General features: G+C 63.1%; 23 protein-coding genes and 1 pseudogene. 14 read left to right on the forward strand and 10 right to left on the reverse strand.

Annotation, left to right across the window (positions count from 1 at the left end; translation table 11 throughout):
* Window positions 1–136: 136 nt before the first annotated feature.
* Window positions 137–1,783: a chaperonin GroEL gene (gene groL, locus ABB26_RS00565; protein WP_057631624.1), complete on the forward strand. Its 1,647-nt coding sequence runs from the start codon at window positions 137–139 to the stop codon at window positions 1,781–1,783.
* A 106-nt stretch (window positions 1,784–1,889) separates the two neighbouring features.
* Here the strand turns inward: groL and ABB26_RS00570 are convergent, their stop codons facing one another.
* Entirely contained in the window at window positions 1,890–2,786 is an 897-nt protein-coding gene (locus ABB26_RS00570) for a LysR substrate-binding domain-containing protein (RefSeq protein ID WP_057631625.1), read from the reverse strand.
* A 152-nt stretch (window positions 2,787–2,938) separates the two neighbouring features.
* On the opposite strand from ABB26_RS00570, the gene ABB26_RS00575 reads away from it, so the two are divergent.
* The 3 genes from ABB26_RS00575 to ABB26_RS00585 all read left to right on the forward strand — a co-directional run bounded on the left by ABB26_RS00575 (window position 2,939) and on the right by ABB26_RS00585 (window position 5,320).
* Window positions 2,939–3,448, forward strand: coding sequence for a methylated-DNA--[protein]-cysteine S-methyltransferase (locus ABB26_RS00575; RefSeq protein WP_211261926.1), 510 nt, complete (start codon window positions 2,939–2,941; stop codon window positions 3,446–3,448).
* A gap of 197 nt (window positions 3,449–3,645) precedes the next feature.
* Window positions 3,646–4,281 carry a glutathione S-transferase family protein gene (locus ABB26_RS00580; RefSeq protein WP_057631627.1) on the forward strand — a complete coding sequence of 212 codons (636 nt, stop codon included), beginning with the start codon at window positions 3,646–3,648 and terminating at the stop codon, window positions 4,279–4,281.
* A gap of 10 nt (window positions 4,282–4,291) precedes the next feature.
* Window positions 4,292–5,320 carry an LLM class oxidoreductase gene (locus tag ABB26_RS00585; protein WP_057631628.1) on the forward strand — a complete coding sequence of 343 codons (1,029 nt, stop codon included), beginning with the start codon at window positions 4,292–4,294 and terminating at the stop codon, window positions 5,318–5,320.
* Window positions 5,321–5,522: 202 nt separating this feature from the next.
* On the opposite strand, the gene ABB26_RS00590 is transcribed toward ABB26_RS00585, so the two are convergent.
* The 5 genes from ABB26_RS00590 to trxC all read right to left on the reverse strand — a co-directional run bounded on the left by ABB26_RS00590 (window position 5,523) and on the right by trxC (window position 12,116).
* On the reverse strand, window positions 5,523–6,320 hold the full coding sequence (locus tag ABB26_RS00590; protein WP_057631629.1) for an enoyl-CoA hydratase-related protein: 798 nt from the start codon (window positions 6,318–6,320) through the stop codon (window positions 5,523–5,525).
* Window positions 6,317–7,822: an acetyl-CoA acetyltransferase gene (locus tag ABB26_RS00595; RefSeq protein ID WP_057631630.1), complete on the reverse strand. Its 1,506-nt coding sequence runs from the start codon at window positions 7,820–7,822 to the stop codon at window positions 6,317–6,319. The genes ABB26_RS00590 and ABB26_RS00595 overlap by 4 nt, the downstream gene beginning before the upstream one ends.
* Window positions 7,819–9,942, reverse strand: a complete 2,124-nt coding sequence (locus tag ABB26_RS00600; RefSeq protein WP_083490608.1) for an acetate--CoA ligase family protein — start codon at window positions 9,940–9,942, stop codon at window positions 7,819–7,821. Before ABB26_RS00600 ends, ABB26_RS00595 begins: the two co-directional genes overlap by 4 nt.
* A gap of 393 nt (window positions 9,943–10,335) precedes the next feature.
* On the reverse strand, window positions 10,336–11,259 hold the full coding sequence (locus tag ABB26_RS00605) for a LysR family transcriptional regulator (protein WP_057631631.1): 924 nt from the start codon (window positions 11,257–11,259) through the stop codon (window positions 10,336–10,338).
* Between the two features lie 416 nt (window positions 11,260–11,675).
* The gene (gene trxC, locus ABB26_RS00610; RefSeq protein WP_057631632.1) at window positions 11,676–12,116 is read right to left on the reverse strand and encodes a thioredoxin TrxC; all 441 of its coding nucleotides are present in this window, start codon (window positions 12,114–12,116) and stop codon (window positions 11,676–11,678) included.
* On the opposite strand from trxC, the gene gspM reads away from it, so the two are divergent.
* The 5 genes from gspM to ABB26_RS00635 all read left to right on the forward strand — a co-directional run bounded on the left by gspM (window position 12,115) and on the right by ABB26_RS00635 (window position 15,170).
* Window positions 12,115–12,486: a type II secretion system protein GspM gene (gene gspM / locus ABB26_RS00615; protein ID WP_161808994.1), complete on the forward strand. Its 372-nt coding sequence runs from the start codon at window positions 12,115–12,117 to the stop codon at window positions 12,484–12,486. The genes trxC and gspM overlap by 2 nt on opposite strands.
* Window positions 12,487–12,748: 262 nt before the next feature.
* Window positions 12,749–13,822 (forward strand): 3-deoxy-7-phosphoheptulonate synthase, encoded by a 1,074-nt coding sequence (locus tag ABB26_RS00620; RefSeq protein WP_057631634.1) that lies wholly within the window; start codon window positions 12,749–12,751, stop codon window positions 13,820–13,822.
* A 152-nt stretch (window positions 13,823–13,974) separates the two neighbouring features.
* Window positions 13,975–14,421 (forward strand): hypothetical protein, encoded by a 447-nt coding sequence (locus ABB26_RS00625; RefSeq protein WP_152982492.1) that lies wholly within the window; start codon window positions 13,975–13,977, stop codon window positions 14,419–14,421.
* Window positions 14,422–14,440: 19 nt separating this feature from the next.
* The gene (locus ABB26_RS00630; RefSeq protein ID WP_057631636.1) at window positions 14,441–14,701 is read left to right on the forward strand and encodes a GIY-YIG nuclease family protein; all 261 of its coding nucleotides are present in this window, start codon (window positions 14,441–14,443) and stop codon (window positions 14,699–14,701) included.
* 130 nt (window positions 14,702–14,831) lie between these two features.
* A complete protein-coding gene (locus ABB26_RS00635; protein ID WP_057631637.1) occupies window positions 14,832–15,170 on the forward strand; it encodes a YegP family protein in 339 nt (112 codons plus the stop codon).
* 476 nt (window positions 15,171–15,646) lie between these two features.
* Here ABB26_RS00635 and ABB26_RS00640 read toward each other — a convergent pair whose 3' ends face one another.
* Window positions 15,647–15,964 (reverse strand): hypothetical protein, encoded by a 318-nt coding sequence (locus ABB26_RS00640; RefSeq protein WP_057631638.1) that lies wholly within the window; start codon window positions 15,962–15,964, stop codon window positions 15,647–15,649.
* Between the two features lie 514 nt (window positions 15,965–16,478).
* Between ABB26_RS00640 and ABB26_RS00645 the strand changes: the two genes are divergently transcribed.
* Complete coding sequence (locus ABB26_RS00645; protein ID WP_083490610.1) at window positions 16,479–17,543, forward strand: linear amide C-N hydrolase; 1,065 nt, start codon at window positions 16,479–16,481, stop codon at window positions 17,541–17,543.
* A 58-nt stretch (window positions 17,544–17,601) separates the two neighbouring features.
* On the forward strand, window positions 17,602–18,402 hold the full coding sequence (locus ABB26_RS00650; protein ID WP_057631639.1) for a hypothetical protein: 801 nt from the start codon (window positions 17,602–17,604) through the stop codon (window positions 18,400–18,402).
* A 250-nt stretch (window positions 18,403–18,652) separates the two neighbouring features.
* On the opposite strand, the gene ABB26_RS00655 is transcribed toward ABB26_RS00650, so the two are convergent.
* On the reverse strand, window positions 18,653–19,444 hold the full coding sequence (locus ABB26_RS00655; RefSeq protein ID WP_057631640.1) for a siderophore-interacting protein: 792 nt from the start codon (window positions 19,442–19,444) through the stop codon (window positions 18,653–18,655).
* Window positions 19,445–19,531: 87 nt separating this feature from the next.
* Window positions 19,532–20,026 carry a PadR family transcriptional regulator gene (locus ABB26_RS00660; protein WP_057631641.1) on the reverse strand — a complete coding sequence of 165 codons (495 nt, stop codon included), beginning with the start codon at window positions 20,024–20,026 and terminating at the stop codon, window positions 19,532–19,534.
* 395 nt (window positions 20,027–20,421) lie between these two features.
* Between ABB26_RS00660 and aceE the strand changes: the two genes are divergently transcribed.
* From aceE to ABB26_RS18485, 3 genes and pseudogenes are all read left to right on the forward strand, one after another.
* Complete coding sequence (gene aceE / locus ABB26_RS00665; protein ID WP_057631642.1) at window positions 20,422–23,109, forward strand: pyruvate dehydrogenase (acetyl-transferring), homodimeric type; 2,688 nt, start codon at window positions 20,422–20,424, stop codon at window positions 23,107–23,109.
* 108 nt (window positions 23,110–23,217) lie between these two features.
* On the forward strand, window positions 23,218–25,284 hold the full coding sequence (locus ABB26_RS00670) for an NACHT domain-containing protein (RefSeq protein WP_057631643.1): 2,067 nt from the start codon (window positions 23,218–23,220) through the stop codon (window positions 25,282–25,284).
* Between the two features lie 278 nt (window positions 25,285–25,562).
* Window positions 25,563–26,467, forward strand: a pseudogene (locus ABB26_RS18485) (IS3 family transposase); the annotation flags it as partial.
* 29 nt (window positions 26,468–26,496) lie between these two features.
* Here ABB26_RS18485 and ABB26_RS00685 read toward each other — a convergent pair.
* The coding region (locus ABB26_RS00685) for an IS3 family transposase (RefSeq protein ID WP_152982493.1) at window positions 26,497–26,687 on the reverse strand (191 nt) is incomplete at its 5' end.

Genomic DNA, 26,687 nt, shown 5'->3' on the forward strand with positions numbered 1-26,687 from the left:
AGCGGGGGCGTGACCGGCAATCAGTAAATGGTCGCAGCGGCTGAGCCGCCGCCATCTCTCCATTGCCCGGGACGGTCCCGCTGTTGATTCACCCCATCCAAATCCCCTAATTCCCCTTTTCCCGAGGTTTCAAGCAATGGCTGCCAAGGATATTCGTTTCGGTGAAGACGCCCGTTCGCGCATGGTGCGCGGCGTCAACGTTCTCGCCAATGCCGTCAAGGCAACTCTGGGCCCGAAGGGCCGCAACGTCGTGCTCGAAAAGAGCTTCGGCGCGCCGACCATCACCAAGGACGGCGTGTCTGTCGCCAAGGAAATCGAACTGGCTGACAAGTTCGAGAACATGGGCGCGCAGATGGTGAAGGAAGTAGCCTCGCGCACCAATGACGACGCAGGCGACGGTACCACCACCGCCACCGTGCTGGCCCAGGCCCTGATCCGCGAAGGTGCCAAGGCGGTTGCTGCCGGCATGAACCCGATGGATCTGAAGCGCGGTATCGACAAGGCCGTTGTGGCCGCCGTCGCCGAGCTGAAGAACATCTCCAAGCCCACCACCGACGACAAGGCCATTGCCCAGGTCGGCACCATCTCGGCCAACTCGGACGAGTCGATCGGCAACATCATTGCCGAAGCGATGAAGAAGGTCGGCAAGGAAGGCGTGATCACCGTTGAAGAAGGCTCGGGCCTGGAAAACGAGCTGGACGTCGTCGAAGGCATGCAGTTCGACCGCGGCTACCTGTCCCCGTACTTCATCAACAACCAGCAGTCGCAGACCGCTGACCTGGATGACCCGTTCATCCTGCTGCACGACAAGAAGATCTCCAACGTGCGTGAGCTGCTGCCGGTGCTGGAAGGCGTCGCCAAGGCAGGCAAGCCGCTGCTGATCATCGCTGAAGACATCGAAGGCGAAGCGCTGGCGACCCTGGTGGTCAACACCATCCGTGGCATCGTCAAGGTCGTGGCCGTCAAGGCACCGGGCTTCGGCGACCGTCGCAAGGCGATGCTGGAAGACATGGCCGTGCTGACCGGCGGCACCGTGATCTCCGAAGAAGTTGGCCTGTCGCTGGAAAAGGCCACCATCAAGGATCTGGGCCGCGCCAAGAAGGTGCAGGTCTCCAAGGAAAACACCACCGTCATCGACGGCGCCGGCGATACCGCTGCCATCGCGTCGCGTGTGCAGCAGATCAAGACCCAGATCGAAGAAACCTCTTCGGACTACGATCGCGAGAAGCTGCAGGAACGCGTGGCCAAGCTGGCCGGCGGTGTTGCCGTGATCAAGGTCGGTGCATCGACCGAAATCGAAATGAAGGAAAAGAAGGACCGCGTCGATGACGCCCTGCACGCTACCCGCGCCGCAGTGGAAGAAGGCGTTGTCCCGGGCGGCGGCGTTGCCCTGGTGCGCGCTGTCACCGCTCTGGCTGGCCTGAAGGGCAACAACGAAGACCAGAACCACGGCATCCAGATCGCCCTGCGCGCGATGGAAGCGCCGCTGCGCGAAATCGTTGCCAACGCCGGTGAAGAGCCGTCGGTCATCGTCAACCGCGTCAAGGAAGGCACCGGTAGCTTCGGCTACAACGCCGCTTCGGGCGAGTTCGGCGACATGCTGGAATTCGGCATCCTGGACCCGACCAAGGTGACCCGTTCGGCCCTGCAGAACGCTGCGTCGATTGCTGGCCTGATGATCACCACCGAAGCCATGGTCGCTGAAGCTCCGAAGAAGGACGAGCCGGCCATGGGCGGCGGCGGCATGGGCGGCATGGGTGGCATGGGCGGTATGGACTTCTAAGTCCACCGCAGCCTCACCGCTGCTTTGCGTTACACAAAACCCCGCCGAAAGGCGGGGTTTTGTTTTTCATTGATAGCGATGCGATGCCGATGCGATGGGTCTGCATTCAAACCGTGGGCTGCGCCAGCTGCCCGCGCAGCCAGGCCAGGAACAGCGGTATGCACGGTTGCAGGTTCTCTTCCGCCGGCAGGCTGAGCGCGTAGTAGGCGAAGGCCTGCGGCCACGGCAGGTCGATGGCGACGGCAAGGCGGCCGGCGGCGATTTCGCTGGCGGCATGAATGTCGCGGACCAACGCGATGCCCTGGCCGGCTTCGGCGGCACGGATCAACAGCAGGTCGTCGTCGAACGCGGGCCCGCGTTCCATCTGCGGTTCGGCAGCGATGTCCATGGACTGGAACCACAGCCGCCAATCGTTGCGGTCGGCGTCCTGCAGCAGTGGCAACCGCAGGCAATCCCGGGCGATGGTGATGGGCGCGGTGGTGGCCAGCAAAGCGGGGCTTGCCACCGGCAGCAACACCGGGGCGAACAGATGTTCGACCTGCATGCCCGGGTACTCCCCAAGCCCATGGCGGATGGCGATGTCCACGCCATCACGACGCAGGTCCACCATCTGCGTGGTGGCGTCCAGCTGCACGTCGATCTGTGGATGCTGTGCACTGAAACCCGGCAGCCGCGACGCCAGCCACGCGGTGGCGAACGTGGGGGCAGCGCTGATCCGCAGCGTCTGCCGGCCCCTCAGGCGCTCCAGCGTGCGCAGGCTGCTCTCTATCTGGTCGAACGCCTGTTTCAGTTCGGGGTAAACCCGTGTGCCGGCCGCACTGAGCACCACGCCCTGGCGCGTGCGCTCGAACAGCACTACGCCGGTGCGTTCCTGCAGTAGTTTCAGCTGCTGGCTGATCGCGCCGGACGTCACGCCCATCGCATCGGCGGCTGCCTTGAGCGTGCCGTGGCGTGCGGTCTCCACGAATGCGCGCAGTGCCAGCAGGGGAAGAACCGCACCCATGTTTAGATTTCCTGCAGTGAGGGTTTAGAAGAAATGGCTCGCACGCGCAGGATGGATCTCTATCCTCCGTGGGCATGCCAGAGCATCCGCGAGTTTATCGGTCCCATCCACAACGGTGGCCCGTCTTAGGTGAAACAGATGGCGTTGGCTGCGTGTCATCGGCTTGGCGACAGGCGCATATCCGTACGCCGTTTGGGGTGATGGTTGCCGTCGTCGATGCGCAGGGCGCGCTGCTGCGTCTGGATTTTGAAGACGACGACAACCGCCTGCTGCTGGCCGATGCGCTCGATGTCCTGCCCACGGATGCACGCGCGGCCTCGGCGGTCAGCGCGCAGTTGGATGCGTATTTCAACGGCACGCGGCAGGACTTCGATCTGGTGCTTGCGCCACGCGGCAGTGCATTCGCACAGCGTGCCTGGCAACGGCTGAGGCGGGTGCCGTTCGCGCATACCGTCAGCTATGGTGAGATCGCGCGGCAGCTGCAGCCCGCATCCTCCGCGCGTGCCGTAGGCCGCGCCAACGCCATCAACCCGATCTCCATCATCATTCCCTGCCATCGCGTCGTTGCCGTGGGCGGTGGATTGACCGGATACAGCGCTGGCCTGCGGCGCAAGGCCCAGCTACTCGCCTTCGAGGCGGATGTGTTTCGCAGCAGGCGATAACGGCAGCGCAGCATGTTGAGCTGCGCTAAACGATCCGGGCAGGAAAGATCGTTTCACGCACTGACAGTGGCTGCCTAGACTGACCCCATTCCCGCACCGACGCATCCGCGCGCTGTTTCCCCCTCATCCGATCCCTCTGCCATCGCCATGGCGGACAGGACGATGTCATCCCGAAGAAATCCGCAACTGGAGCTTTCATGTCACTGCCTTCGCTGCATCTGTATACCGACAGTTCGCCCAACGGCTACAAGGCCACCATCGCGCTGGAAGAGCTTGCGCTGGATTACCAGCTGCACCATGTGCGCATCGAGCAGGGCGAGCATCGCACGGCGGAATTCCTGAAGCTGCACCCGCACGGGCGCATTCCGGTACTGGTGGACCAGGCGCGTGGCGTGACCTTGTTCGAATCCGCCGCCATCCTGCTGTACCTGGCCGAAAGCCATGGCCGGCTGATTCCGCAGGACGCTGTCGGGCGCTGGGAAACAGTGACCTGGCTGATCTTCCACGCGGCCAGCGTCGGTCCGGTGCTGGGTCAGCGGGTGCACTTCGAGCACTTCGACCAGGAACGCTATCTGCCGGCGATAGCGCGCTATCAACAGCTGAGCGAAGCCGCATTGGCGACGCTCGATCAACGCCTGGTCGGACGCGACTGGCTTGCTGCCGACCAGTACTCCATCGCCGATATCGCCAACTTCGGCTGGCTGCATATTGCCGAGGTGATCGGCATGACGTTCGATCATCACCGTCATCTCTGGGCCTGGTACCAGCGTGTGGCGCAGCGGCCGGCGGTGCAGCGTGGCATCGCCCTTCCTGAAATCGCGACGGGGCCGTGAGATAACGCAGATGATTGAATCGCAGACACCGATCGCGGGTGCATCGGCAGCGGCCTTCGCGCAGCACCCCGGCTATCAACGCATGTTCCGGCCCGACCGACTCAGCCTCGGCATCTTCCTGCCGATGCGTTTCTACAGCGGTGACATGCGCGTGCTTGAGGGGCAGTCCGCGTTGGTGGAGTACATCGACCAGCAGGGCTTCGCAGCGGTGTGGGTGCGCGATGTCCCGCTGTTCGATCCGATGTTCGGTGATGCGGGGCAGGTGTTTGATCCCTTCACCTATCTGGCATTTCTGGCGGCGCGAACGCGACACGTGGCGTTGGCCACCGGAAGCGTGGTGTTCCCGCTGCGGCATCCGATCGAGCTGGCGAAGTCCGCGGCTTCCATTGACCAGCTGTCCGGTGGCCGGTTGGTGATGGGTATCGCGTCGGGGGATCGGCCGGTTGAGTTCCCGGCCTATGGCCTGGACCACGCCTCGCGCGGTGAACGTTTTGCCGAGACGGTGGGCGCATTCCGTCAATGGCTGCAGCCCGTTGGCAGCGGCGCATCGCATCCGTTGGCGGAACAGGGCATCCAGTTGCTGCCGCCGCCGGTGAACACGCGCATCCCGTTGATGGTGACCGGTGGCGCGCGCCAGCCGCTGGAGTGGGTGGCGCAACACGCCGATGGCTGGTTGACCTACCCGGACAGCACGCATGATCGTGCCGGGCCATTGCGGTTGGCCGACAAGGTCCGCGCCTGGCGTCGGCTGATTCCCGATGGGGGGTTCCGCCCGCACATGACCAATGAATGGCTGGATCTGGTTGACGATCCGGATCATCCGCGTGTGCCGCTGCAGGGCGGCTACCTGCTGCGCACGGGCCGCAAGGGATTGATTGAACTGTTGGAAGCCTGGCAGCGTGCCGGGGTCAACCATGCCGCACTCGGCATCCAGTTTTCCCAGCGACCGGCAGCGGAGGTACTGCAGGAGCTGGCCGAGGAGGTACTGCCATTGTTCCCTTCGCATCCGGCACCGCTGGCGCCGCATCAGCGCTGGTGATTGCGGCGCGCCACGCTCAACGCTGCACTTCACACTCAGCACAGCAGTCCACGCTCAGCGCAGCACACCCGGGGACACCGTCGGGGACCGGACGTCTCGTTGCGGCCAGCTGCGCAGTGAGGGGAGGCCGTGCACAGGGGCTACAGGGGGGAGACGGCCGTGACGGTGCCCCGGATGCGCTGCGCTCAGCGTGCGGGGAGTGTCATGTGCCACTCCATCGGGGCGGGCGTTTCTCCAGGAATGCGCGTGGACCCTCCTTGAAGTCGTTGCTGCTGGCGACGGTGTGCATTGCATGGGCGCTGATCTGTCGCAGCGCCTGGTCATCGTGATCGAATGCGGCGCGTGCCACAGTCAGACTTTCACGCACCGCGATCGGGGCATTGGCGCAGATGCGCTGTGCCAGTGCGAGCGCGCACGCCCTCAGCCCCTCCATGGGCACGACGTGGTTGACCAGGCCGATCTGATGCGCGCGCTGTGCCGGAAGGCGTTCTCCGGTAAGGATCAATTCGAGGGCCAGGGCACGCGGAATCGCCCGCGTGAGGCGGTACAACCCACCCGCGGCGGCGACCAGGCCACGCTGCACCTCGGGCAGTCCGAACGTCGCGTGCTCGGCGGCGACGATCAGGTCGCAGGCCAATGCGATTTCCGTTCCGCCGGCCAGGGCAAAGCCATTGACGGCGGCAATCCACGGCTTCTGCCGGGGCTGATTCACGAAGCCGGCAAAGCCACCGCCGGGCGTGCTCAGGCTGGCGGCTTCGCCCTCGGCGATGACGCGCAGATCAGCGCCGGCACAGAACGCCTGTTCACCTGCCCCGGTGAGCACGGTGCACCAGATGTCGACGTCGGTCTCGGTCATCGCCACCGCCAGTTCCAGGCCGATGGTGACATCGGCGTCGATCGCATTGCGCGCCTGCGGGCGGTCCAGCGTGACCCAGGCCACGTGCGGGGCAACGTATTGCAGATTCACGCCCGCACAGAGCGGGAGGATGTCTCGGTTCATGCCACCAGGCTCCATTCCGAGTAGCCGTGCTGGGTGGGTCGCAGGACGCCGGTGCGGCCGACCGGGGAGATGTCGCGGTCGGTGAGCGCCAGCAGGGTCCAGTTGTCATCGGCAGCAACGCGCGCCAGCGTGCGTGTGTTGTGGGGGGTGCGCACCATTGCCACGCCATGCCGCAGCTCACCGTTGGGGTGGTAGAGCAGGGTGAAGGCTTCCAGCTGCCCCGCGCCCCGCGGCTCGGCTTCAACGGCGGGCACCACGAGGCGATGGCTGTCGGCGATCTGCTGCACGTTGCTGTAGGCCAGCGCGGGATGACCCGGATAAGGGCGCCGCGCCAACACCAGACCATGATGTTTGGTGACGAACTCGCCCTGCCCATACAGCAGGCCCCGGGAGACGGACAGGGACGTGCGCAGGCGCCGCACCATCGCGCAGACCGCATGGGTCATGTAGTTGCTCAACGGTGCGCCGAAGAAGGTCAGCCCCCCGGTGACGGTGGGTTCGAAGCGTGCCGGCAGGCCAAGGATGCGACGCGCCATCTTGGGCACGCACGGGAAGCAGCTGTACAGCTCCAGCGCCTCGAATGCGCCACCGGCCAGGTGGACGCAGGCAGTCAGCACCGCATTCTGCGCATGGCTTTCCCAGTAGTGGTCGCGTGCCAGGAAGTCGCGTGGTTCCTGTGCCTGCGCGCCACCCCACGGATACACCAGCTGCTGCTCCGGAATGCCGGCATCGCGCGCACGTTCCAGACTGGTCAGCAGCACCGCCGCGCCCTGGTTGACCTGCGGATTGGCGACCATCAGCTTCGTGTAGGGCCAGGCGACCATCCGGTTGTCCGATGAAGCGGTGATGATGTCCGCCGCACTGTACGGCCCGGGAAGCCACACGGTGGCGTTGCTGGTGGCGTGCTGGGAGTAGCGGCCCCACAGTTCGCCGGACTCGCGTTGTGCCGCGCTCGGAGATTGCCGCCAATGCGCGGCGCTGGCGGTTTCGTAGAACGGATAGATGGACAGCGGTTGGCTGCAGCCCAGGCGCACCGCCAGTGAATGCACGATGTCGGCACCGCGCAGTGGCATCTGCGCGTCGCTGCCGGGTGCCGTCCACGGCAGCTCGATGCCTTGCTTCAATGCCTGGGTAACGGTGTGCTGCGCCTCGGCGCCGCAGACCAATGCGACCTGGCTTTGCCCATTGGCGATGCGTTGTGCCGCGTCCTGGAGCAATGCCAGCGGACTCTGCCCGCCCACCGGGCCGTATGTGGTGTGGCGTGGCCGGATATCCAGGCACTGTGCAAGATGGCCAGGGGCATCGGGATATGGCCAGCTGCTGATGTTGACCACGTCCAGCGAATCGACCTGTGACAGCAGCGCCGAATGTGCGTCGTTCGCAGCAGCGTGCGCGGCGCGCAGCATCAGGTCCATCGGCTCCAGCCCGTGGCTGGGCGTCGAGGGCCGGTCGATGTACTCGCCGACGCCGACGATCACCGGGATGTTGGCAGGCAGGATCACGGTGCGTCCTCATCGTTCCACAGCGTCAGTCCATCCAGTGCTTCAACGTGGCCGGGTGTGGCCAGCAATGGATTGACTTCCAGCGAGTGCAGTCGCGGTCCCAGCGCGAGGGCGGCATTGCCGATGCGGGCGATGACGTCGGCCACTTCGTTGCGGTCCACGCGAGGACCACCGCGGTAGCCGTCCAGCAATCGTGTGGCACGTAGTTCATCCAGCATCGCCCGTACGTCGGTGGCGGTCACCGGCAGCAATCGCAGGCTGGTGTCCTTGAGCAGTTCCACCCAGATGCCGCCAAGGCCGACGGCAAGCATCGGCCCCCATTGCGGGTCGCGCACGATCCCGACCAGCAGCTCGATGCCGTTGCCGCGCATCGGCGAGAGGATCACGCCATCAATACGGGCCTGCGGGCATGACGCAGCGACCGCCACGCGGATCTGCCGATAGGCATCGGCGGCGTGGGCGGGTGAAACATTCAACTGGACACCACCGACATCGCTTTTGTGGGCGATGTCCGGTGAGGCGATCTTCAACGCCAGCGGGCTACCGATTTCATGGGCGATGCTGCGCGCCTGCGCTGCATCGGTGGCGATGCGAGCGGGAATCACCGGCACACCCTGGCTGGCGAGGTAGTCCAGCGTCTGGCGTTCGGTGGCAGGCCGTGCGTCGATCTGCGGGAGGTCATTGGCGACAGGCAGCGGATGGCACTCGCCACGCTTTCGCGCCCACCACTGTGCGCTGGCAATGGCCGACAGCCCGCGATCCACCCCTGCAGCGACATAGGCGATGCCGTGGTGCTTGGCAAGCAGGCGGCTGTAATCGACCACCGGACGCGGCGTGATACTGAGCAGCACGCTCTGCGCGTCGATGGCGGCAAAGCCGGTACCGACCGCGGCGATGACCTGTTCGGAATACTTCTGCAATGGCGCGCCCGGCATGTCGTACAGGCAAGCCACCAGGTCCACGCCGGGGTCGCTGGCCAGGACACCGATGCTGCTTGCAAACAGCGAGGGCTCGAGCATGGCGGCGCCGGTTACATCCAGCGGATTGTGTGGCGTGCCGAAGTCGGGCAACAGCTGCTTCAGCGCATCGCGCGTGGGCTGGGACAGTTCCGCCAGCTGCAGGCCCACGGCCTCGGCACGATCCGCGGCCACTTCGCAGATGCCGCCGGAAATGGCCAGCACGCCCACGCCGCCACTGCGCGGTTGTACCTGTGACAGCAACCCGGCAGTGGCCACCAGGTCATCCACCGACTGCACGCGGATGATGCCCAGTTGCCGGCACGCCGCATCAAATACACGATCGTCACCGACCAGCGAGCCGGTGTGCGCCTGGGCAGATCTGGCAGTGATGTGGCTGGTGCCGATCTTGAGCGCGATGATCGGCTTGCCGGCGCTCAATGCGCGCTGTGCGGCAGCGGCCAGGGTCTGCGCATCGCGGGAGGTTTCCAGAAACAGGCAGATGACCCGCGTGGCATCGTCATCGACCAGGTAGTCAACGACGCGCGCGACATTCAGGTCCACCTCGTTGCCGGTGGAGACGATGTAGCTCAGGCCCACGCCCTGGCGGCCTGCGAATTCGGCGATGTAGCTGGCCGTGGCGCCGCTCTGCGACACCAGCGCCACATTGCCGGCCAGACGCGTGGGCAGGTTGATCGTCCAGATCGGCACGCGGTCGATGAAGTTGATGAAGCCCAGGCAGTTCGGCCCCAGCAGGTGAATGCCCTTGTCACGGGCAAGTGCGGCCAGCGACATCTGGCGGTCCGCGCCATCGCCGCCCAGCTCGGCGAAGCCGGAGCTGAGGATCACCGCGTTGCCGATGCCGGCTTCGTGCAGATCCTGCAGGGCTTCCTCGATGGCGTGCATCGGCACCATCAGCAGGGCAGCATCCACCTGCTGGCCGAGCGCGCGGCAGGATGTGGCCGCGTTGACGCCATGGATGCGCCCACCCTTTGGATTGACGACGTGGATGCTGCCTTCGTAGCCGAGCCGGCCGAAGTTGGCGAACGCACCGTTGGACCATGCCGAGCGCTCGGTCGCGCCGACCAGCGCGATGGATCGGGCGCGCAGCAAACCATCCAGGCGCGCGCGTGCGCCGCCCTGCATCTTCATTTGTGCATTCATCGGAAAGTGTTCTCTTGCAGTCGATTACCGCTGGACGACCTGTGCGTCGGTGCGGGTGTTGCCGGGATAGGCAGGCATCGCCCGGAAAGTCATGTGGGTGTGATGCCGTGGCCGCTGCGGGATGCTCCGGTTGCGCGGTTGTCCCCTGGTGCGTGGGTGTGGTCGCGCCGGGGGAGAGGGCGGCATGGCAATGCCGGCAACCGCCCCGACGTGCCCCCGGCGTCTGCTTGAACCTGCTCACGCCCCATGAGGTACGCCACTCCCGGCCCGTTGTTCGGGAGTCTGCACAGCAGGTGGAGCGTGAACAGGGTCAAGCCGACGCGATCCATGGGATCCACTATCGGAATTGGCGGCTGCGGCGTCCAATACGAAAACGACCGCCATCCATAACAATTACGTCTGGAAGGTGTGTTGATCCTGGTGCGTCGGCACTGCCGCGCCCCGTGCGAGCTGCCAGCAGCGCTCGGCTGCCGCCGGTTGCGTGCCGCGCCGACGCACCAGCCGCAGCGCGATGTCGGCGGCGTCGGCCAGCGGACGCATGCACAGGCGTTCACGCAGCTGCGCAGGTGGTCTGCGAATGAAGTTCAGGCCGACCACGCTGCCGGCAAGAATGTGCTGCAGCCAGAGATCACTCATCATTTCGTGATCCACCTGCAGCACCGCGCCGGCCCGCTGCGCGGCGCCGAACAGCTGCTCATGCACGAAGGGATTCAAGCCGCGTTCAAAGGCGAGGATCGTCCTGCCGCGCAGGTCGGCGCTTCGCACGACCTCCAGCGCAGCCAGGGGATCGTCGCTGCGGCAGCACACGTGGCATGACGCGTGGCTGATGAGCTGGTAGTCCAACGCAGGGTCGGTGACATCGCCCACGGTAAAGGCCATGTCCAATGTGCCGGCTGCCACGCGCTCGACCAACTCCGGGCTCCAACCGAGCGCGATCTCAATCTGGATCTTCGGCTGCAGTTGGGCGAAGCGTTCCAGCAGCGCCACGCGCTTGGCGAACAGATGCGAGTAGGGCGGCAGGCCGATACGCAGCAGCGGGGGGTCTTCGCGCCTGCGCAGCATGCTGGCACAGGCGCTGAATTCGTCCAGCGACTGCATCACCGCACGTGCGGGGCCCTGCAATGCCTTGCCCTGCGCACTCAGTGCCACACGACGGCTGTCGCGGATGAACAGATCAAAGCCGAGTTGCGTTTCCAGTTTGCGGATCTGCGAGGACAACCACGGTTGTGCAACATGCAGTGTTTCGGCCGCACGGGTGAAGGACAGTGTGTCGGCGACGGCAACGAACATCTGCACACGGCGGGAATCGGTACGCATGGCGCACGCTCACACGAGGGGGATCTGCGACGCTGGCCCGGATGGCGGTATCAGTATGGCCACACTTCCTGTGTTGGCAACGCCCCGTGAGGCAGTTCATGCAGCGGGTTCAAGCGGATGCCGCTGCGTCTTTCGGGTAGGTAGGCGACATGTCGATGGATGTGTGCATGACGTGCATGCCCGCAGCGGTTGGCGCTTGACGACGAACCTGGCTGAGAGCGGGTGGACGAGATGTTCCGGAATGGAACAGGTGATGAGCCGGTGATCGCAGATGTAAAAAATACAGCCGTTGGCCTCACATGGCCCGGCCAGGCGTTCGCGACTCCGGGATCTGCGCAAACGGATGTGCAGTCTGCCAGTGCGCACGCCGAGCGCAGCCATGCTGCGCTTTCCACTTCGGCACTAGCGGTGGTGGTTCAACGCCGCGCCCATTGCACGATGCTGCTGGCGGGCATGACCCCGGACTGCCGCGCGATCTCGCGTCCCGCCTGGATCAGCACCATGGTGGGAATGCTGCGGATGCCGAAGCGGCTGGCAAGAGCAGGCTCGGCTTCGGTGTCCACCTTGCCCAGCCGCATCTGCGGTTCCAGCTGCATTGCAGCCTTGGCGAACTCCGGTGCCATCTGTCGGCAGGGCCCGCACCAGGCGGCCCAGAAATCGACCAGCAACGGAATCTGCGAGCGGTTGGCATGCGCGTCAAAGCTTGCCGCGTTCAAGGCGATGGGCGTAGCAGTGAACAGGGCGCTGTGGCAGCGACCGCAGGACGGCGACTGTGCCAGACGTGCCCCAGGAACGCGGTTGATGGCGTTGCAGTGCGGGCAGGCGATCTGCAGCGGATCGTTGTTGGCGGTGTTCATGTCTGGACCAGGCGCGGGCAGTCAGCGAGAGCGTCAGTATGGCGCTGGCAGGGTGAATCAAGTGATGCAGCATCTGCGGGCCAATGCAGCGCGCCTGGTGGCAGGCGGGCAGCTCGCCGCGCAGATGAATGCCACCGATCTGTCGGCCATGCTGGCGGCAAGTGCCGGCAAGCACGGGCTGAGCATCGCCTTGCTGCAACCACGGCCTGACCAGCGTATTGCGGTGACATTGAGCGGGCATCCCAGCGCCGTCGTGGCGTGGTTGGAAGAGCTGCAGAATGCGGGCGTGGCGATGACCGAACTCACCCTGGCACAGGGCGAAGATGGCAGCTGGAAAGGGGACATGCTGCTGTCCGGCCCCGGAAGCTGAACGCTGTAGCGAAGCTGTCTGTTGCCTCTGAAACTGTCGCATCGCACAAAAAACCGTGTTATCAATGCTCCCCATGAACGCAGCCCGCGCCAGCTTTTACTTTTGGTATTACTTTCCGAAGCCGCTGGCGGAGGAAGGACTGCGCTCACCCTGAAGAAACTTTCAGAAGCATTCCCGAAAAGCCGCCAGCACACCTGGCGGCTTTTTTTTATGCCGCCACTGCTGGGGCAAACCCTTCACGTTTTGAACTGGAGTCCCTGCAATGCCCCCCCACACCGATGATCTTCGTATCCGCAAACTTGAACCGTTGACCCCGCCGGCACAGCTGCTGTCGCTGCTGCCCTGTGACGAAGAAGCCTCGCAGACCGTGGCCGACGCACGCGCATCCCTGCACCGCATCCTGCATGGCCAGGATGACCGCCTCGCCGTCGTGGTTGGCCCGTGCTCCATCCACGATCCGGTTGCGGCGATGGAATACGCCCAGCGCCTGCGCCCGCTGCGTGATGCGCTCGGCGACGAGCTGGAAATCGTCATGCGCGTGTACTTCGAGAAGCCGCGTACCACGGTGGGCTGGAAGGGCCTGATCAACGATCCGGACCTGGACGGCAGCTTCAACATCAACAAGGGCCTGCGCGTGGCGCGCGGCCTGTTGCGTGACATCAATCGCCTGGGCCTGCCGGCCGGCGTGGAATTCCTGGATGTGATCTCGCCGCAGTACATCGCCGACCTGGTCGCCTGGGGCGCCATCGGCGCGCGCACCACCGAGAGCCAGGTACATCGTGAACTCGCCTCGGGGCTGTCGTGCCCGGTGGGCTTCAAGAACGGCACCACCGGTGACGTGAAGATCGCCGCCGACGCCGTCGGTGCGGCCTCGCATCCGCATCATTTCCTGTCGGTGACCAAGGAAGGCGGTACCGCCATCGTCGCCACCCAGGGCAACCCGGATTGCCATGTGATCCTGCGCGGCGGCAAGACCCCGAACTTCGACGCTGCCAGCGTGCAGGCCGCCAGTGAAGTGCTGGCCAAGTCACACCTGCCGGCACGCTTGATGATCGACGCCAGCCACGCCAACAGCAGCAAGAACCCGGAAAACCAGCCCAAGGTGATCGACGACATCGCCGCCCAGCTGCGCGGCGGTGAGCGGCGCGTGGTCGGGGTGATGGTTGAAAGCCATCTGGTCGCTGGCCGTCAGGAGCTGGTCGAAGGCCAGCCGCTGGTCTACGGCCAGAGCATCACCGATGGCTGCATCGACTGGGACAGCACCGTGCAGGTGCTCCAGCGTCTGGCCGAGGCCGTGCGTGAGCGCCGCCGTACCCAACTGGAAGCGGCCGCCTGAGGCAAAGCGTGACATTTCCACTGGCGTGGAGCGGTCTGTCCAAGTAGTTTACGCGGCGGGGGCAAGCAGCCCCCGCCTGCTGTGGCGACAGGGGAATGCGTCTCACCCGGCAGGAAGCCAATGAAAATCACCGTACCAGGGAGAAGGAAGTGATGCGTACCCGTATTTGCACCATGGCGTTGGCACTGATGCTGGCCCCGTCGATGGCAGTCGCCGCCAAGAAGCCGGTTGTGGATTCGGGCAGCGGCTGTCTGCAGAACCTTTCCGTGGCCGGCGGCTTCACCACCGGCAAGCAGTTCCTGGCTTCGACCGACCACGAAGGCATCAGCTACGCGCAGGCATTCGCCAAGACCCTGGCAGCGATCGAGGCCGAGGGCATGGTCGGGGTCTACCCGAACGAACAGACCGGCTACATCGCGGCGGAAAACCCGGTGCGTGGTGGCGGCGGTTCGACCGTGCCGCTGCGTACCACCGTGCGTCGCCAGGACGATGGCACCGTCCGCGTCGAAGTGCGTTTCAGCATCAAGGGCGGGCAGTTGACCTCCAACAAGGCCGTGGGCGAGGGCCTGTGCAAGATCGCCGACGCCGCCAGCCTGTAATGGTCCACCCGGAGCCTGCATGACTGCTGCAAGCTGGTTCCTGTATCTGCTCGAATGCAGTGATGGCAGTTACTACGCCGGCATCAGCACCGACGTGGAAGCACGGTTCCGGGTTCACCTCAGTGGCAAGGGTGCGCGCTACACACGGGCGCACCCGCCGTTGCGCATTCTGGGCTGGCGGGCCTATGCCGACCGTTCCGCCGCCTCGCGCGCCGAGTGGGAGCTGAAACGACAGCCGCGCGGCCAGAAGCTGGCCTGGCTGGAGCGGCAGGAAGATTGAGGTAAAGTCCGACGGGCGGCCGCAGCAGATGGCGGCCGCATCCGTCCGGGTATCCGGGCTCACAGCCTTGCATGCGGTTGTGCTACCAGCGTGACCGCATGCCGGCATCATCCTCATAAGGGGAATCGTGATGGCGGGTTGGTACGAGTTGGACAAGAGCAGTGACGGTCAGTTTTATTTCGTGCTCAAGGCAGGCAATGCCGAGGTGATCCTCACCAGTGAGCGCTACACCACGCGACCTGCCGCGGAAAACGGCATTGCCTCGGTGCAGAAGAACAGCCCGGACGAAGCGCGCTACGAGCGCAAGACCAGCAGTGACGGGCGCCATCATTTCAATCTCAAGGCAGCCAATCACCAGGTGATCGGCAGCAGCCAGATGTACGCCTCGCAGGCTGCACGCGAAGCCGGCATCACCAGCGTCAAGGGCAACGGCCCCAGCACGACCATCAAGGACAAGACCGGCAGCTGAGCGGAGCGCGGTGCTCTGCGTGGGCTCTCCCGCAAGCGGGAGAGGAGCGGCTTGCTGCGCCTTATGGGCTCGTCTTGGCCAACGCCGCATTGCCTCCAGGCCCCTCTCCCGCGAGCGGGAGAGGGGTTGGGGTGAGGGGAGGCCGAAGTCGGTTTGCCGGGGTCAGGCATCAACGTCGCCGAAGCCTGCTGCAAATCACAGCACATACTCAAACCCGGCCTCATCCGCCCCTGCGGGGCACCTCGCTGCGTGCCCCAGCCACGCACAGCGTGCGTGGCGTTCAGTCAATGCACGAGCCGATGGCTCGTAAGCCGCATGCCTTCACCCCGTACACGGGGGAAGGTATGGAGTCAGGCATTGTCTGGCTTTCCAGCCCCGCGGCCCGTGCAGGCGCGGCGCACCCAAGGCTATGAATCTGCCGTCGAATTGCCTGCGGCCCACACGTCAAAAGCATCGGCCCGCTTGCAACCCATCAATCACTCACAGCGCACCGCTGTAATCACATTGGCCGCATCCAGGAACACGCGCAGACGGTCCTGGCGGATGTCGCGCGAAACGATCGTGGTTGGACCAATCGGATTCAGCAGGCCGGCGCCGCTTTCCTGCTTGAGACGGCGGATGTTCACTTCGTTGCCGGGTTGACCCACGGCCCATTGCAATTGCGTGTCATTGCAGCGGCCATCGCCGGCAGTGGTGGGGCCGGGTGTCGTCAGGCAGCCGCTCAGACTCGCAGCGATCACGACAGCGGCGGCAGGAAGACAGAACTTGCGGAGGTTGACGATGGAAAGGGTCATGCGAAGGCACAGGGTTTACGGCCGGATTTGGCTGGGCCGGAGCATACCAGTCGGCCAATGCACGTCGCGTGTGAAAGCACCGCCTGGCATCCGCTGGCGGTGGATGGCGGGATCTGCCGGCGCCCTGGAAAGTGCATCGATGAGCCGTCGCATTCACAGGGACAGATCCTCCGGTGAAGGCCACAGGTCAAGACAGCAATACACCGCCGCTGTTCGAGTCTGCGGCCTCCGCAGTTGAGCGGCATGACAACGATGTTGCGGGAGATCGCACGGGCCCGCCACCATGATTGGCAAGCCTGCAGCACGCTCGGCTGCGTTGGTAGCCGCATCCCCGTGATTGCATGATGAAGGCCTGCCGCCGTGCGGGTCTTCTCCAACAGGCTGACGTTTGCTCACGGTTGATTACAGGCCGTGATGTAGTCCATATCTGCTTTTCATTGCTGCAGGACAATGCACGCGACCGCTTCAATCCGTTTGGCAGTTCCGCGCGGGTCAATCCAAAAGGGGCTTATCCATGAAAGCAGTTCGGCGTTCCATCGTGGCCGCATGCGCCACGGTCTTGTTCGGGGCATTGACCTTTCCGCAGAGCGCGGATGCCTGCACCCGCTTCGTGTATCACGGTGCCGGCAATGACGTATTCACCGGCCGCTCGATGGACTACAAGGTTGATACCGGCAGCCATCTATGGATATTGCCGCGTGGCATCGCGCGCAATGGCGAGGCCGGCGCGAATTCGCTGACGTGGGCCTCGCGCTACGGCAGCGTCATCACCAGCGCGTATGACTTCGCCACCACCGATGGCATGAACGAGACCGGGCTTGTCGCCAACCTGCTGTGGCTGGCCGAATCGGAGTACCCCGAGCGCAACAATGACAAGCCAGGCCTGAGTATTTCGGCATGGACGCAGTACATGCTCGACAACTTCGCCACCGTCGATGAAGCGGTAAAAGCACTGGCCGACGAGCCGTTCACGCTGATCTCGGACTCGGCACCGGGCGAACAGCGCCTGGCCACGCTGCATCTGTCCTTGTCCGATGCCAGCGGTGACAGCGCCATCATCGAGTACATCAAGGGCAGGCAGGTCATCCATCACAGCCGCGACTACAAGGTGATGACCAACTCGCCGATCTTCGAGGAACAGCTGGCACTGGAAAGCTACTGGCGGCAGATTGGTGGCACGGTGATGTTGCCGGGTACCAACCGCGCTTCCGACCGCTTTGCGCGTGCCGCGTTCTATGTGGACGCCATTCCCAAATCCAGTGATCCGGTGGAGTCCACTGCCAGCGTGTTCGGCGTGATCCGCAACGTGTCGGTGCCGTACGGCATCACCACGCCGAACGAACCGAACATCTCGTCCACCCGTTGGCGCACGGTGTCCGACCACACACGCAAGCGTTACTACTTCGAGTCGGCGCTGAGCACCAACGTGTTCTGGGTGGACCTGCAGAAGATCGATTTCAGCGAGCGCACCGGCAAGGTCAAGCGGCTGGATCTGGGCCCGCAGCAGCGCACCATCTATTCGGGCGAGGCCAACGCGCAGTTCAAGGACGCCAAGGCATTCCGATTCCTGGGTGTGTGAGCGCACCGTCTGCACGCCGCGTGCCCGGTTTTCCGGGCGCGCGTCACCTGGAGTTTCAATGAACATCCGATTCAAACCCGGACGGCAGCGTCTGTCGCTGCTGGCGTTGTTGGCAATGGGCGGCATTCCGCTGGCGCAGGCACAATCGGCCGAGGCCGGTGACGTTGCTGCCGATGCATGGCGCTTCCAGGCCACGCCCTACGTGTGGATGAGCGGCATGGAAGGGCAGGTGCGGCCGTTCCGCAGCGCGCCGATGGCCGACGTGCACAAGTCCTTCTCCGAGCTGATGGACAGCCTGGATGCCGCAGCCTTCATCACCGGCACCGCGCGGCGTGGCAACTTCGTGCTGCAGGCCGACGTCACCCATGCCTCCACGTCGGATGCAGCCCCATTGCCGATTGGCGTCGTGGCCAAGGTGAAGGTGCGGCAGAGCTCGGCCACTGTCACCGCCGGTTATGCATGGATGGCGACCGAGCGCACCGGCATCGACCTGATGGGAGGCCTGCGCTATTGGGATATCAGCGCAGCGGTGAACGTGCCGGGGCTGGTGTCGGCACGTTCGGATGCTTCATTCGTCGACCCGATTGCCGCGCTGCGTTGGCGGCAGGCCCTCGCACCGCGTTGGAGCAGCGTGGCCTATGTGGATGTGGGCGGCTTCGGTGTGGGTTCCGATGCCACCTGGCAGGTGGTGGCGTTGGCCAACTACCAGGCCAACGACAACCTGTTCCTGTCGATGGGCTATCGCCACCTGAGCGTGGACTACCGCGACAGCGGCAAACGCCTGGATGTGTCGCTGTCAGGGCCGATGCTGGGGCTGACGTATCGGTTTGGGCCCGGGCGCAGTACCGGGCCGCTCTGAAGCTTTGCAGGACTTAAAGCCTGAAAGCCTGAAAGCCTGAAAGCCTGAAAGCACCCCTCGCATCCTTCTGTTTGGCCTGCGGCCAAAGAGAGCGGACTTGGCGCAGATCAGCGCTCTCTCCGAACAGGCAATCCGCCGCCTCTCTTTCGCGCAGCAAACGGGAGGGGAGGGATGCGGTTGGCTCTTCTTCCCTGCAGCGCATGCAGCAGAAAAGAAGCGATGACCGTCGGGTCTTATCTACAGACCAACCTCACTCCACCTCATCCGGATGTGCCTTCCAGTAGCCGGTGGAGCGGATCCATTCCTTCGGCACCTGCAGGTGGCCTTCGATGAACTTGCGCATCATCCGTGCGCGGCGTGATTCGGTGGCAATCCAGTAATGCGTGTCGCCATCGGGCTGCTCGAAATCCACCAGCGCATCTTCCAGCAGCGTGCTGCTGGCTGCGTCGAAGCCATTGCGCTCGAACCACGACACCGTTACCTGCGCCGGGCTCTCCAGCGGCTGGCGGTCGCCGTCTTCGGGAATCTCGATGAACACCTCGGCTGTCGCATGGGCCGGCAGTTCGGCCAGGCGCCGCGCGATGGCAGGCAACGCGGTTTCATCGCCGATCAGTACATAGGTATCGAAATCATCGGCCACCACATGCGAACCACGCGGGCCGGCCACCACCAGTTCATCGCCCACCTCGGCATTGGCCGCCCACGTGGTGGCCGGGCCGTCGCCGTGCAGCACGAAGTCCAGCACCAGCGTGTTGGCAGCGGCGTCATAGTGTCGCGGGGTGTAGTCGCGGGCGGGCGAGGGCTGCTTGCCTTCCGGATAGCGCGGACCTTGTTCGGTCAGCTCCGGCAGCACGAACGCGCCTTCGCCATTGGGGAAGAACAGCTTGACGTGGTCGTCCGGCGAGCGGCTGTCAAAGCCTTCCAGCGCATCGCCACCGACCACGATGCGCTGCATGTTCGGGGTCAGCCGCTCGCTGTGAAGTACCTGCAGCTGGCGGAAGCGGGGCGTGAGGCGGATCAATCGGGTTTCGTGCAGTGACATGGCATTACCTGTGTGGTCAATGACGGCGTGTGCCGGGGTGACCTGGCTGGATCGCTCTGGCTGGGTCGTGGGGGTCAAGGTTTGCAATCAGCCCTGCGGAACGTCCTGCACCAGTGCGGTGGCCTGTTCCAGCAGCGCGGTGATGCGTTCAATGTCGGCGTTCTGCCAACGTCCGTGGCGGGCCATCACGGAGTGGGTGAAATCGTGCATGGCGTCGCGCAGTGCCGGTGGCATGTTGGCGCGGGTGATCACGCGCGCGCTGTGGCGGGCACGCAGCAGCGCGTCCTCCACCTCGGTGGCACGCTGCTTCAACTGCGCCTGGCCCAGGCTGGTGATGTGGTAACGCTTGCGGCCGCCGTCTTCCTCGGCGCGCACCCAGCGCTGGTTCTCGAAATCAGCCAGCAGCGGATACACCGAGCCGGCGCTGGGCGTGTACACGCGCACGAACATCTCACTGATCTGCTGGATCAGCTCGTAACCGTGGTGCGGGCCCTGACCGATCCGCGACAGCAGCAACAGCCGTAGATCGCCACGGCCCAAGGGGCGGGGGGAGGTGCGACGGCGGGATTCGGTGGCAGTCATGGCGAGCTTTCGATATATCGAATTTGCGTAAACGATATATCGAAAACTTTCCGACGGCAATCGCCGCATGCCGCTGGGCAGCGGACAGACCGTTCTGCCAGTCAACTGCAGCGTGTTGCCTGATGGATGCTGCAATGCAGCATGACTCTGCTGTCATTGCCCTGACCCGACCCGGTGGCAGTTTCAGCGGCTGTATCAAGCAACAAGCGCGAGGCGGCGCTGTCCCGGCATGTCCGAGTCTGCGTCGTCGGCCTGTCGTCAGCTGTCTTGCGGACACTGGCTTTTGGGGTGCCATACGCATCCGTAGCCAGCTTGGCAAGGGGCCGGGTGCGCTACACTTTGCAGCTCAAAATAACGAACAAGCGCGCGCGTGCGCGCAGTAACTGGGAGCTCTGATGAACTGGTTGAACGAGATGCTTAACAACGACACGAACCCCCTGGAAACCCAGGAGTGGATCGAGTCGTTGAAGGCCGTTATCGATGTCGAGGGCCCCGAGCGCGCGCATCAGTTGTTGGAAGGCATGGTTGAGCTGACCCGTCGTTCGGGTGCGTTCCTGCCGTTCTCTCCCACCACCGAATACGTCAACACCATCGCGCCGCAGCTGGAGGCCAAGAGCCCCGGCAACGCCGAGCTGGAGTGGCGCATCCGCTCGATCATCCGCTGGAACGCGATGGCCACCGTGGTGCGTGCCAACCGCAAGCCGGGCGACCTGGGCGGCCACATCGCCTCGTTCGCCTCCGGCGCAACGCTGTACGACGTGGGCTTCAACCACTTCTGGCGCGCCCCGAGCGACACCCATCCGGGCGACCTGCTTTTCATCCAGGGCCACAGCGCCCCAGGCATCTATGCGCGCTCCTTCCTGGAAGGCCGCATCGACGAGCAGCAGCTGGACAAGTTCCGCATGGAAGTGGACGGCGGCGGTCTGTCGTCGTATCCGCACCCGTGGCTGATGCCCGATTACTGGCAGACCCCGACCGTGTCGATGGGCCTGGGCCCGCTGGCCGCCATCTACCAGGCGCAGTTCCTGCGTTACCTGGAAAACCGTGGCCTGATCGAGAAGTCCGACCGCAAGGTGTGGTGCTTCATCGGTGACGGCGAGTCGGACGAGCCGGAAACCCTCGGCGCGATCGCGCTGGCCGGCCGCGAAGGCCTGGACAACCTGATCTTCGTGGTCAACTGCAACCTGCAGCGCTTGGATGGCCCGGTACGCGGCAACGGCAAGATCATCCAGGAACTGGAAGGCGTGTTCCGTGGTGGCGGCTGGAATGTCATCAAGCTGCTGTGGGGCGGTTACTGGGATGCCCTGCTGGCCAAGGACACCAATGGCGTCCTGAAGAAGCTGATGATGGAAACCGTCGACGGCGAATACCAGAACTGCAAGGCCTTCGGCGGCGCGTACACGCGCGAGCATTTCTTCGGCAAGTACCCGGAAACCGCTGCGATGGTCGCCGGCCTGTCCGACGACGACATCTGGCGCCTGAACCGTGGCGGCCACGACCCGCACAAGGTGTACGCCGCCTACCACCAGGCCGTGAACACCAAGGGCATGCCGACCGTGATCCTGGCCAAGACGGTCAAGGGCTACGGCATGGGCAGCGCCGGTGAGGCACTCAACCCGACCCACCAGACCAAGAAGCTGGACGACGAGTCGGTGCGCCATTTCCGCGACCGCTTCAACATCCCGGTCACCGACGAGCAGCTCAAGGACGGCCAGGTGCCGTTCTACCACCCGGGCCCGGATTCGCCGGAAGTGAAGTACCTGCAGGAGCGTCGCGCTTCGCTGGGTGGCTACCTGCCGCAGCGTCGCCAGAAGGCCGACAAGTCCTTCATCGCACCGAAGCTGGAAACCTACGAGCGCCTGCTCAAGGAATCGGGCGAGCGCACTTACTCCACCACCATGGCCTTCGTGCAGACGCTGAACATCAGCCTGCGTGACAAGGAGCTGGGCCCGCGTCTGGTGCCGATCGTCGCCGACGAAGCACGCACCTTCGGTATGGAAGGCCTGTTCCGCCAGATCGGCATCTACGCGCCGTACGGCCAGAAGTACAAGCCGGTCGACGCTGACCAGCTGATGTACTACCGCGAAGACCAGAGTGGCCAGGTGCTGCAGCAGGGCATCAGCGAGCCGGGTGCCATGTCCTCGTGGATGGCGGCCGGTACCAGCTACTCGGTCAGCAACGTGCCGATGCTGCCGTTCTACATCTACTACTCGATGTTCGGCTTCCAGCGCATCGGCGACATCGCCTGGCAGGCAGCGGACATGCGTACCCGCGGCTTCCTGCTCGGCGGCACCGCCGGCCGCACCACGCTCAACGGCGAAGGCCTGCAGCACGAAGACGGCTTCAGCCACATCGTCGCCGGCGGCATCCCGAACGTGCGCAGCTACGACCCGACCTTCGGTTACGAAGTCACTGTGATCCTCCAGCACGGCACCAAGGCCATGATGGAAGACCAGATCGACGAGTACTACTACATCACCCTGATGAACGAGAACTACGCTCACCCGGCCATGCCGGCAGGCGCAGCCGAGGGCATCATCAAGGGCATGTACCTGCTCACCGACGCCGGCAAGCCGAAGAAGGGCGAGCTGCGCGTGCAGCTGCTGGGCAGCGGCACCATCCTGCGCGAGGCCATTGCAGCGGCCGAACTGCTGGACAAGGATTTCGGCGTGACCGCCGACATCTGGAGCTGCCCGAGCTTCAACGAACTGCGTCGCGATGGTTTCGACGCCGAGCGTTGGAACCGCCTGCACCCGGAAGCCGAACAGCGCAAGCCGTACGTCACCCAGCTGCTGGAAGGCCGCCAGGGCCCGGTCATCGCCGCAACGGACTACGTGCGCGCCTACACCGACCAGATCCGCGCCTTCGTGCCGAGTACGTACTCGGTCCTGGGCACCGACGGCTTCGGCCGCTCGGACACCCGCGCCAACCTGCGTCGCTTCTTCGAGGTTGACCGTTACTACATCGCGCATGCAGCGATTGCCGCGTTGGCGAAGGACGGGAAGATGACGGCAAAGGATGTCGCCCGGGCGATCAAGCAGTATGGGATTGATCCGGAGAAGGCTAATCCTGTTGGGGTTTGATTCTGGGTTCTGAGATAAAGGGCGGCCATAGGCCGCCCTTTTTTGTTTCGGAACTGAGATAAGCTCCATCATCCATGGAATGTATCTCATCAGGGGCGGGGGCCGGGCATGGGAGGCTTGACTGTAGTTTTTAAGAGGGTTGTTGAAAGCGACGACCTATGGATTGGGCTGGCGGTTTCAGCCGTGTGCACAGTCGTTGGGGTCATTTGGCGATATCTGCCAAAACTGTTGGCTCTTATCCGAAAGAAGACTTACAGGGACTACGCAAGTTCGACATCCTTCGGGGAGGACGAACTTGAACTAGCTTTGGAGGGATATGTGCATCATCAAGGGATGACTACGGATCCCAGCACTAGGCTCGACTTGGCAGACGCGCTGGCCGTCCAGCGGCGATCTCTGTTCACTATGCTTGACGAAATAGTGATGGACTCAAGAACGGCGAAGCATGTATTCATTTTCGCCGATTGTGGCATGGGAAAGACCACTTTTTTGATCAACTACTTCCACAAGAGGCAAGCAAAGCTCAAGAAGCAAAAGCTCTCAATGGCCTTGGTCTCGTTATCCAGGTCTGGTTATCTCGACGAGATACGTGCAATCCCTCAAGAGCGCCACGCCAGTACGGTACTACTGATGGACGCTTTCGACGAGGATCCGCTGGTTTTCGATGGGGTCGCAAAGAGGCTCGATGCCATCATCGACTTAACATCCTCTTTTCGATCCGTGGTTATCAGTTGCAGAAGCCAGTTCTTTGCAACCGATGATGACATTCCTGTACAAACCGGTGCTGTTCGAACCGGTCCGACTCCCTTGGGCGCATCAAAAGAGTACGAATTCTCTCGCCTTTACATCGCGCCCTTCGATTCAATTCGTGTCCGGAAATACTTGCGTGTAGCTTTTCCTGGGCTGCGTTCATGGAGAAAGCGTGAAAGAGCACGCGAAATGCTTGCTCGGGTGCCAACGTTGGTCATGCGCCCGATGCTCTTGGCGCACATATCTGACGTGCTAGAAGAAGAAAACCGTTCGGCGCTCATGAGCCAAGCGGACATCTACCAAGCAATTGTAAGCGCTTGGGTCAATCGCGAATCTCGATGGGTCAAGGTCGCTCCCCTTCTGGAGTTTTCAAAAAAACTGGCGCTCGACCTTTTCACAAACAGGCATCTCCGAGGTGGCGAGCACTGCTCTAGAGAAGACCTGGCAAAACTTGCCCAAGAATGGGGCATCTCAATCAGGCAGGAACTGCTGACAGGTCGATCTCTTCTAAACAGGACAAATGACGGGCGGTGCAAGTTCGCACACCGGTCGATCATGGAATACCTAGTTGCAACTGCAGTCGTAGAGGGTAGGACGCCAGGGCCAGTAGATCTCACTGGTCAAATCGCTTCCTTCATCTTCGACAAGCTTGACGTCAATCCTAGCTTCCCCGATGGCAGGCTCGATCAAGGGACGAGGTTGGAATTTGTCTCTGCGGAGAATCGTCTTGGATACCTGACAAACTACAGCCTGTGCTATGAGAGTCCTGAAGAGCTAGATGCCTCCGTTCTGTACGGGATGCTGATAGTTGACGAAACAGGGGGAACCGAAATACTTGGGAATCACATCCAATACATGATGGATCATCTGGATGAGCGAGGAAACGTGCAGGACGTTAGGATATCTGTTGCTGCGCACGGCTCTGACACGGTATTGGCATATATCTCGATATGGGGAGGGAGGGCTGTTGCTTTAAGTCGAGTTGTCGCAAACCGGAATGACTGGTTCTCGGTTTTTAAGGCCGGTTGGATGGGTAGGGCATTTTTCAGTGTGGTAGGAAAGCCAACGATCAGGGGAGATCGTTCATTCGATCTTTCTTACAGGGCTTGCACGCGGTGTAACCTGCCAGTGGATATTCTCGGCGCGGATTCAGCGGAAGACTGTCAGGTCCTGTCAGTCGGACCAGATGAATCGGTAGAAAGAACACACCTTAGGCTTATTGCCGGATTCGATCGGTCTGGTCCGCTGTTGCCGTTTGGAATCCTCAGTGGAGGAAGTATCACGTACCTGGACGGCAGGAGGACGCGGCTGCTACATCGAAGAGAGCTAGATGGAGACGTGTCACCGGCCAGTGTGCGAGACGTTGTGCACGAGGTTTCCCTAGTTTCCGTTGCTGAGCGGTGGCCTACCAGAAAGCATAATTAGCACCTCATCATTTTCAGGGAAGGATGGGAGGCGGTCGGCACTAAGTTTCTCGTGACCGTCGCGGTCGAAAGCAGGGGTCAGGAAAACAGGGGTCAGAGTCGAGTTTCTAGGCCTTTGGCCTTTGCTTCTTGGGCCGACCACCTTGTCCCGGCGTGAGCTTGCGACCCAACTGCGCTTCGATGGTAGCCCGAAACCGGTCATTCCCTGCCGCCTGCCCGTAAACTTGATCCAGGCATTCTTAGAGGTCTCCAGGCAAACTAGCCCAAAGGAGACCACCGATGCGCAAGAGCGAATTCACTGAGAGCCAAATCGTTGCGACGTTGAAGCAGGTTGAGGCTGGAAGGCAGGTCAAGGATGTCTGCCGTGAGTTTGGCATTTCCGAGGCGACTTACTACGTCTGGAAGTCCAAGTACGGCGGCATGGATGCTTCGGACGTGCAGCGGTTGCGCGACGTTGAAGCCGGGCACGCCGAGCTCAAGCGGATGTACCCCGAACTGGCGATGGAGAATCATGCGTTGAAGGATCTGATTGCAAAAAAGCTTTAGACCCGGCGCATAAGCGCCCGCTCTTGGTCTGGCTGCAGGACAGCCACGGCTGGAGCGAACGCCGGGCCTGTGCGGCGATTGGAATGCCACGGTCGACGGCACGCTACCGCCATCGACCGGATCGGGACGAAGAGGTCATCGCGTTGTTGGCCGAGCTCTCTGAGCGTTTTCCAGAGCGCGGCTTCGGTAAGCTGTCTCAACTGATTCGTCGCCGCGGTTTGGTCTGGAATCACAAGCGTGTCTGGCGTGTGTACTGTCTGATGAAGCTCAATCAGCGTCGGCGAGGGAAGAAGCGTCTTCCAAACCGATACCCGAAGCCGTCTGTGGCCGATGAGCAGATCAACGGCAGCTGGTCGATCGACTTCATGTCCGACGCGCTTTGGGATGGGCGACGGTTCCGTACATTCAACGTAATCGACGATTTCAGTCGCGATGCTCTGGTCATCGAAGTTGGTCTGAATTTGCCGGTTACACGGGTCATTCGAACTTTGGAACGAATTGCGGCGTGGCGCGGCTATCCCGCAATGCTTCGCCTGGACAACGGCCCCTAGTCCATCGCCCTAGCGTTGGCGGAATGGGCTGAGCGCAAGAACATCGCGTTGGACTTCATTGAGCCTGGACGGCCAATGCAGAACGGCTGAATCGCCCAGGCTTTTGTAGACACTCTTCAGCCGTTTAGTGCGTACTGCCGTTCAAACTCTATCGGGGACAGGCCGCCATTGGAACCGTGTCGCCGTGTCGGGTTGTAAAACATCTCGATGTACTGGAAGACATCGGCGCGTGCCTCGTCGTGATTGCTGTAGATCCGCCGCTTAATACGTTCGCGTTTCAACAGCTGGAAGAAGCTCTCCATTGGTA

Source organism: Stenotrophomonas humi (assembly GCF_001431415.1).
GTDB classification, from domain to species: Bacteria; Pseudomonadota; Gammaproteobacteria; order Xanthomonadales; family Xanthomonadaceae; genus Stenotrophomonas; species Stenotrophomonas humi.

Coding starts and splice junctions, on each gene's coding strand:
- ABB26_RS00655 (WP_057631640.1), bottom strand. CDS start 19,444: ATGTCACTGCACGAAACCCGATTGATCCGCCTCACGCCCCGCTTCCGC.
- ABB26_RS00645 (WP_083490610.1), top strand. CDS start 16,479: ATGAAAGCAGTTCGGCGTTCCATCGTGGCCGCATGCGCCACGGTCTTG.
- groL (WP_057631624.1), top strand. CDS start 137: ATGGCTGCCAAGGATATTCGTTTCGGTGAAGACGCCCGTTCGCGCATG.
- ABB26_RS00605 (WP_057631631.1), bottom strand. CDS start 11,259: ATGCGTACCGATTCCCGCCGTGTGCAGATGTTCGTTGCCGTCGCCGAC.
- ABB26_RS00630 (WP_057631636.1), top strand. CDS start 14,441: ATGACTGCTGCAAGCTGGTTCCTGTATCTGCTCGAATGCAGTGATGGC.
- ABB26_RS00670 (WP_057631643.1), top strand. CDS start 23,218: ATGGGAGGCTTGACTGTAGTTTTTAAGAGGGTTGTTGAAAGCGACGAC.
- ABB26_RS00590 (WP_057631629.1), bottom strand. CDS start 6,320: ATGAACCGAGACATCCTCCCGCTCTGTGCGGGCGTGAATCTGCAATAC.
- ABB26_RS00570 (WP_057631625.1), bottom strand. CDS start 2,786: ATGGGTGCGGTTCTTCCCCTGCTGGCACTGCGCGCATTCGTGGAGACC.
- ABB26_RS00580 (WP_057631627.1), top strand. CDS start 3,646: ATGTCACTGCCTTCGCTGCATCTGTATACCGACAGTTCGCCCAACGGC.
- ABB26_RS00600 (WP_083490608.1), bottom strand. CDS start 9,942: ATGAATGCACAAATGAAGATGCAGGGCGGCGCACGCGCGCGCCTGGAT.
- ABB26_RS00585 (WP_057631628.1), top strand. CDS start 4,292: ATGATTGAATCGCAGACACCGATCGCGGGTGCATCGGCAGCGGCCTTC.
- ABB26_RS00625 (WP_152982492.1), top strand. CDS start 13,975: ATGCGTACCCGTATTTGCACCATGGCGTTGGCACTGATGCTGGCCCCG.
- ABB26_RS00635 (WP_057631637.1), top strand. CDS start 14,832: ATGGCGGGTTGGTACGAGTTGGACAAGAGCAGTGACGGTCAGTTTTAT.
- gspM (WP_161808994.1), top strand. CDS start 12,115: ATGTCTGGACCAGGCGCGGGCAGTCAGCGAGAGCGTCAGTATGGCGCT.
- ABB26_RS00620 (WP_057631634.1), top strand. CDS start 12,749: ATGCCCCCCCACACCGATGATCTTCGTATCCGCAAACTTGAACCGTTG.
- ABB26_RS00660 (WP_057631641.1), bottom strand. CDS start 20,026: ATGACTGCCACCGAATCCCGCCGTCGCACCTCCCCCCGCCCCTTGGGC.
- ABB26_RS00640 (WP_057631638.1), bottom strand. CDS start 15,964: ATGACCCTTTCCATCGTCAACCTCCGCAAGTTCTGTCTTCCTGCCGCC.
- ABB26_RS00650 (WP_057631639.1), top strand. CDS start 17,602: ATGAACATCCGATTCAAACCCGGACGGCAGCGTCTGTCGCTGCTGGCG.
- aceE (WP_057631642.1), top strand. CDS start 20,422: ATGAACTGGTTGAACGAGATGCTTAACAACGACACGAACCCCCTGGAA.
- trxC (WP_057631632.1), bottom strand. CDS start 12,116: ATGAACACCGCCAACAACGATCCGCTGCAGATCGCCTGCCCGCACTGC.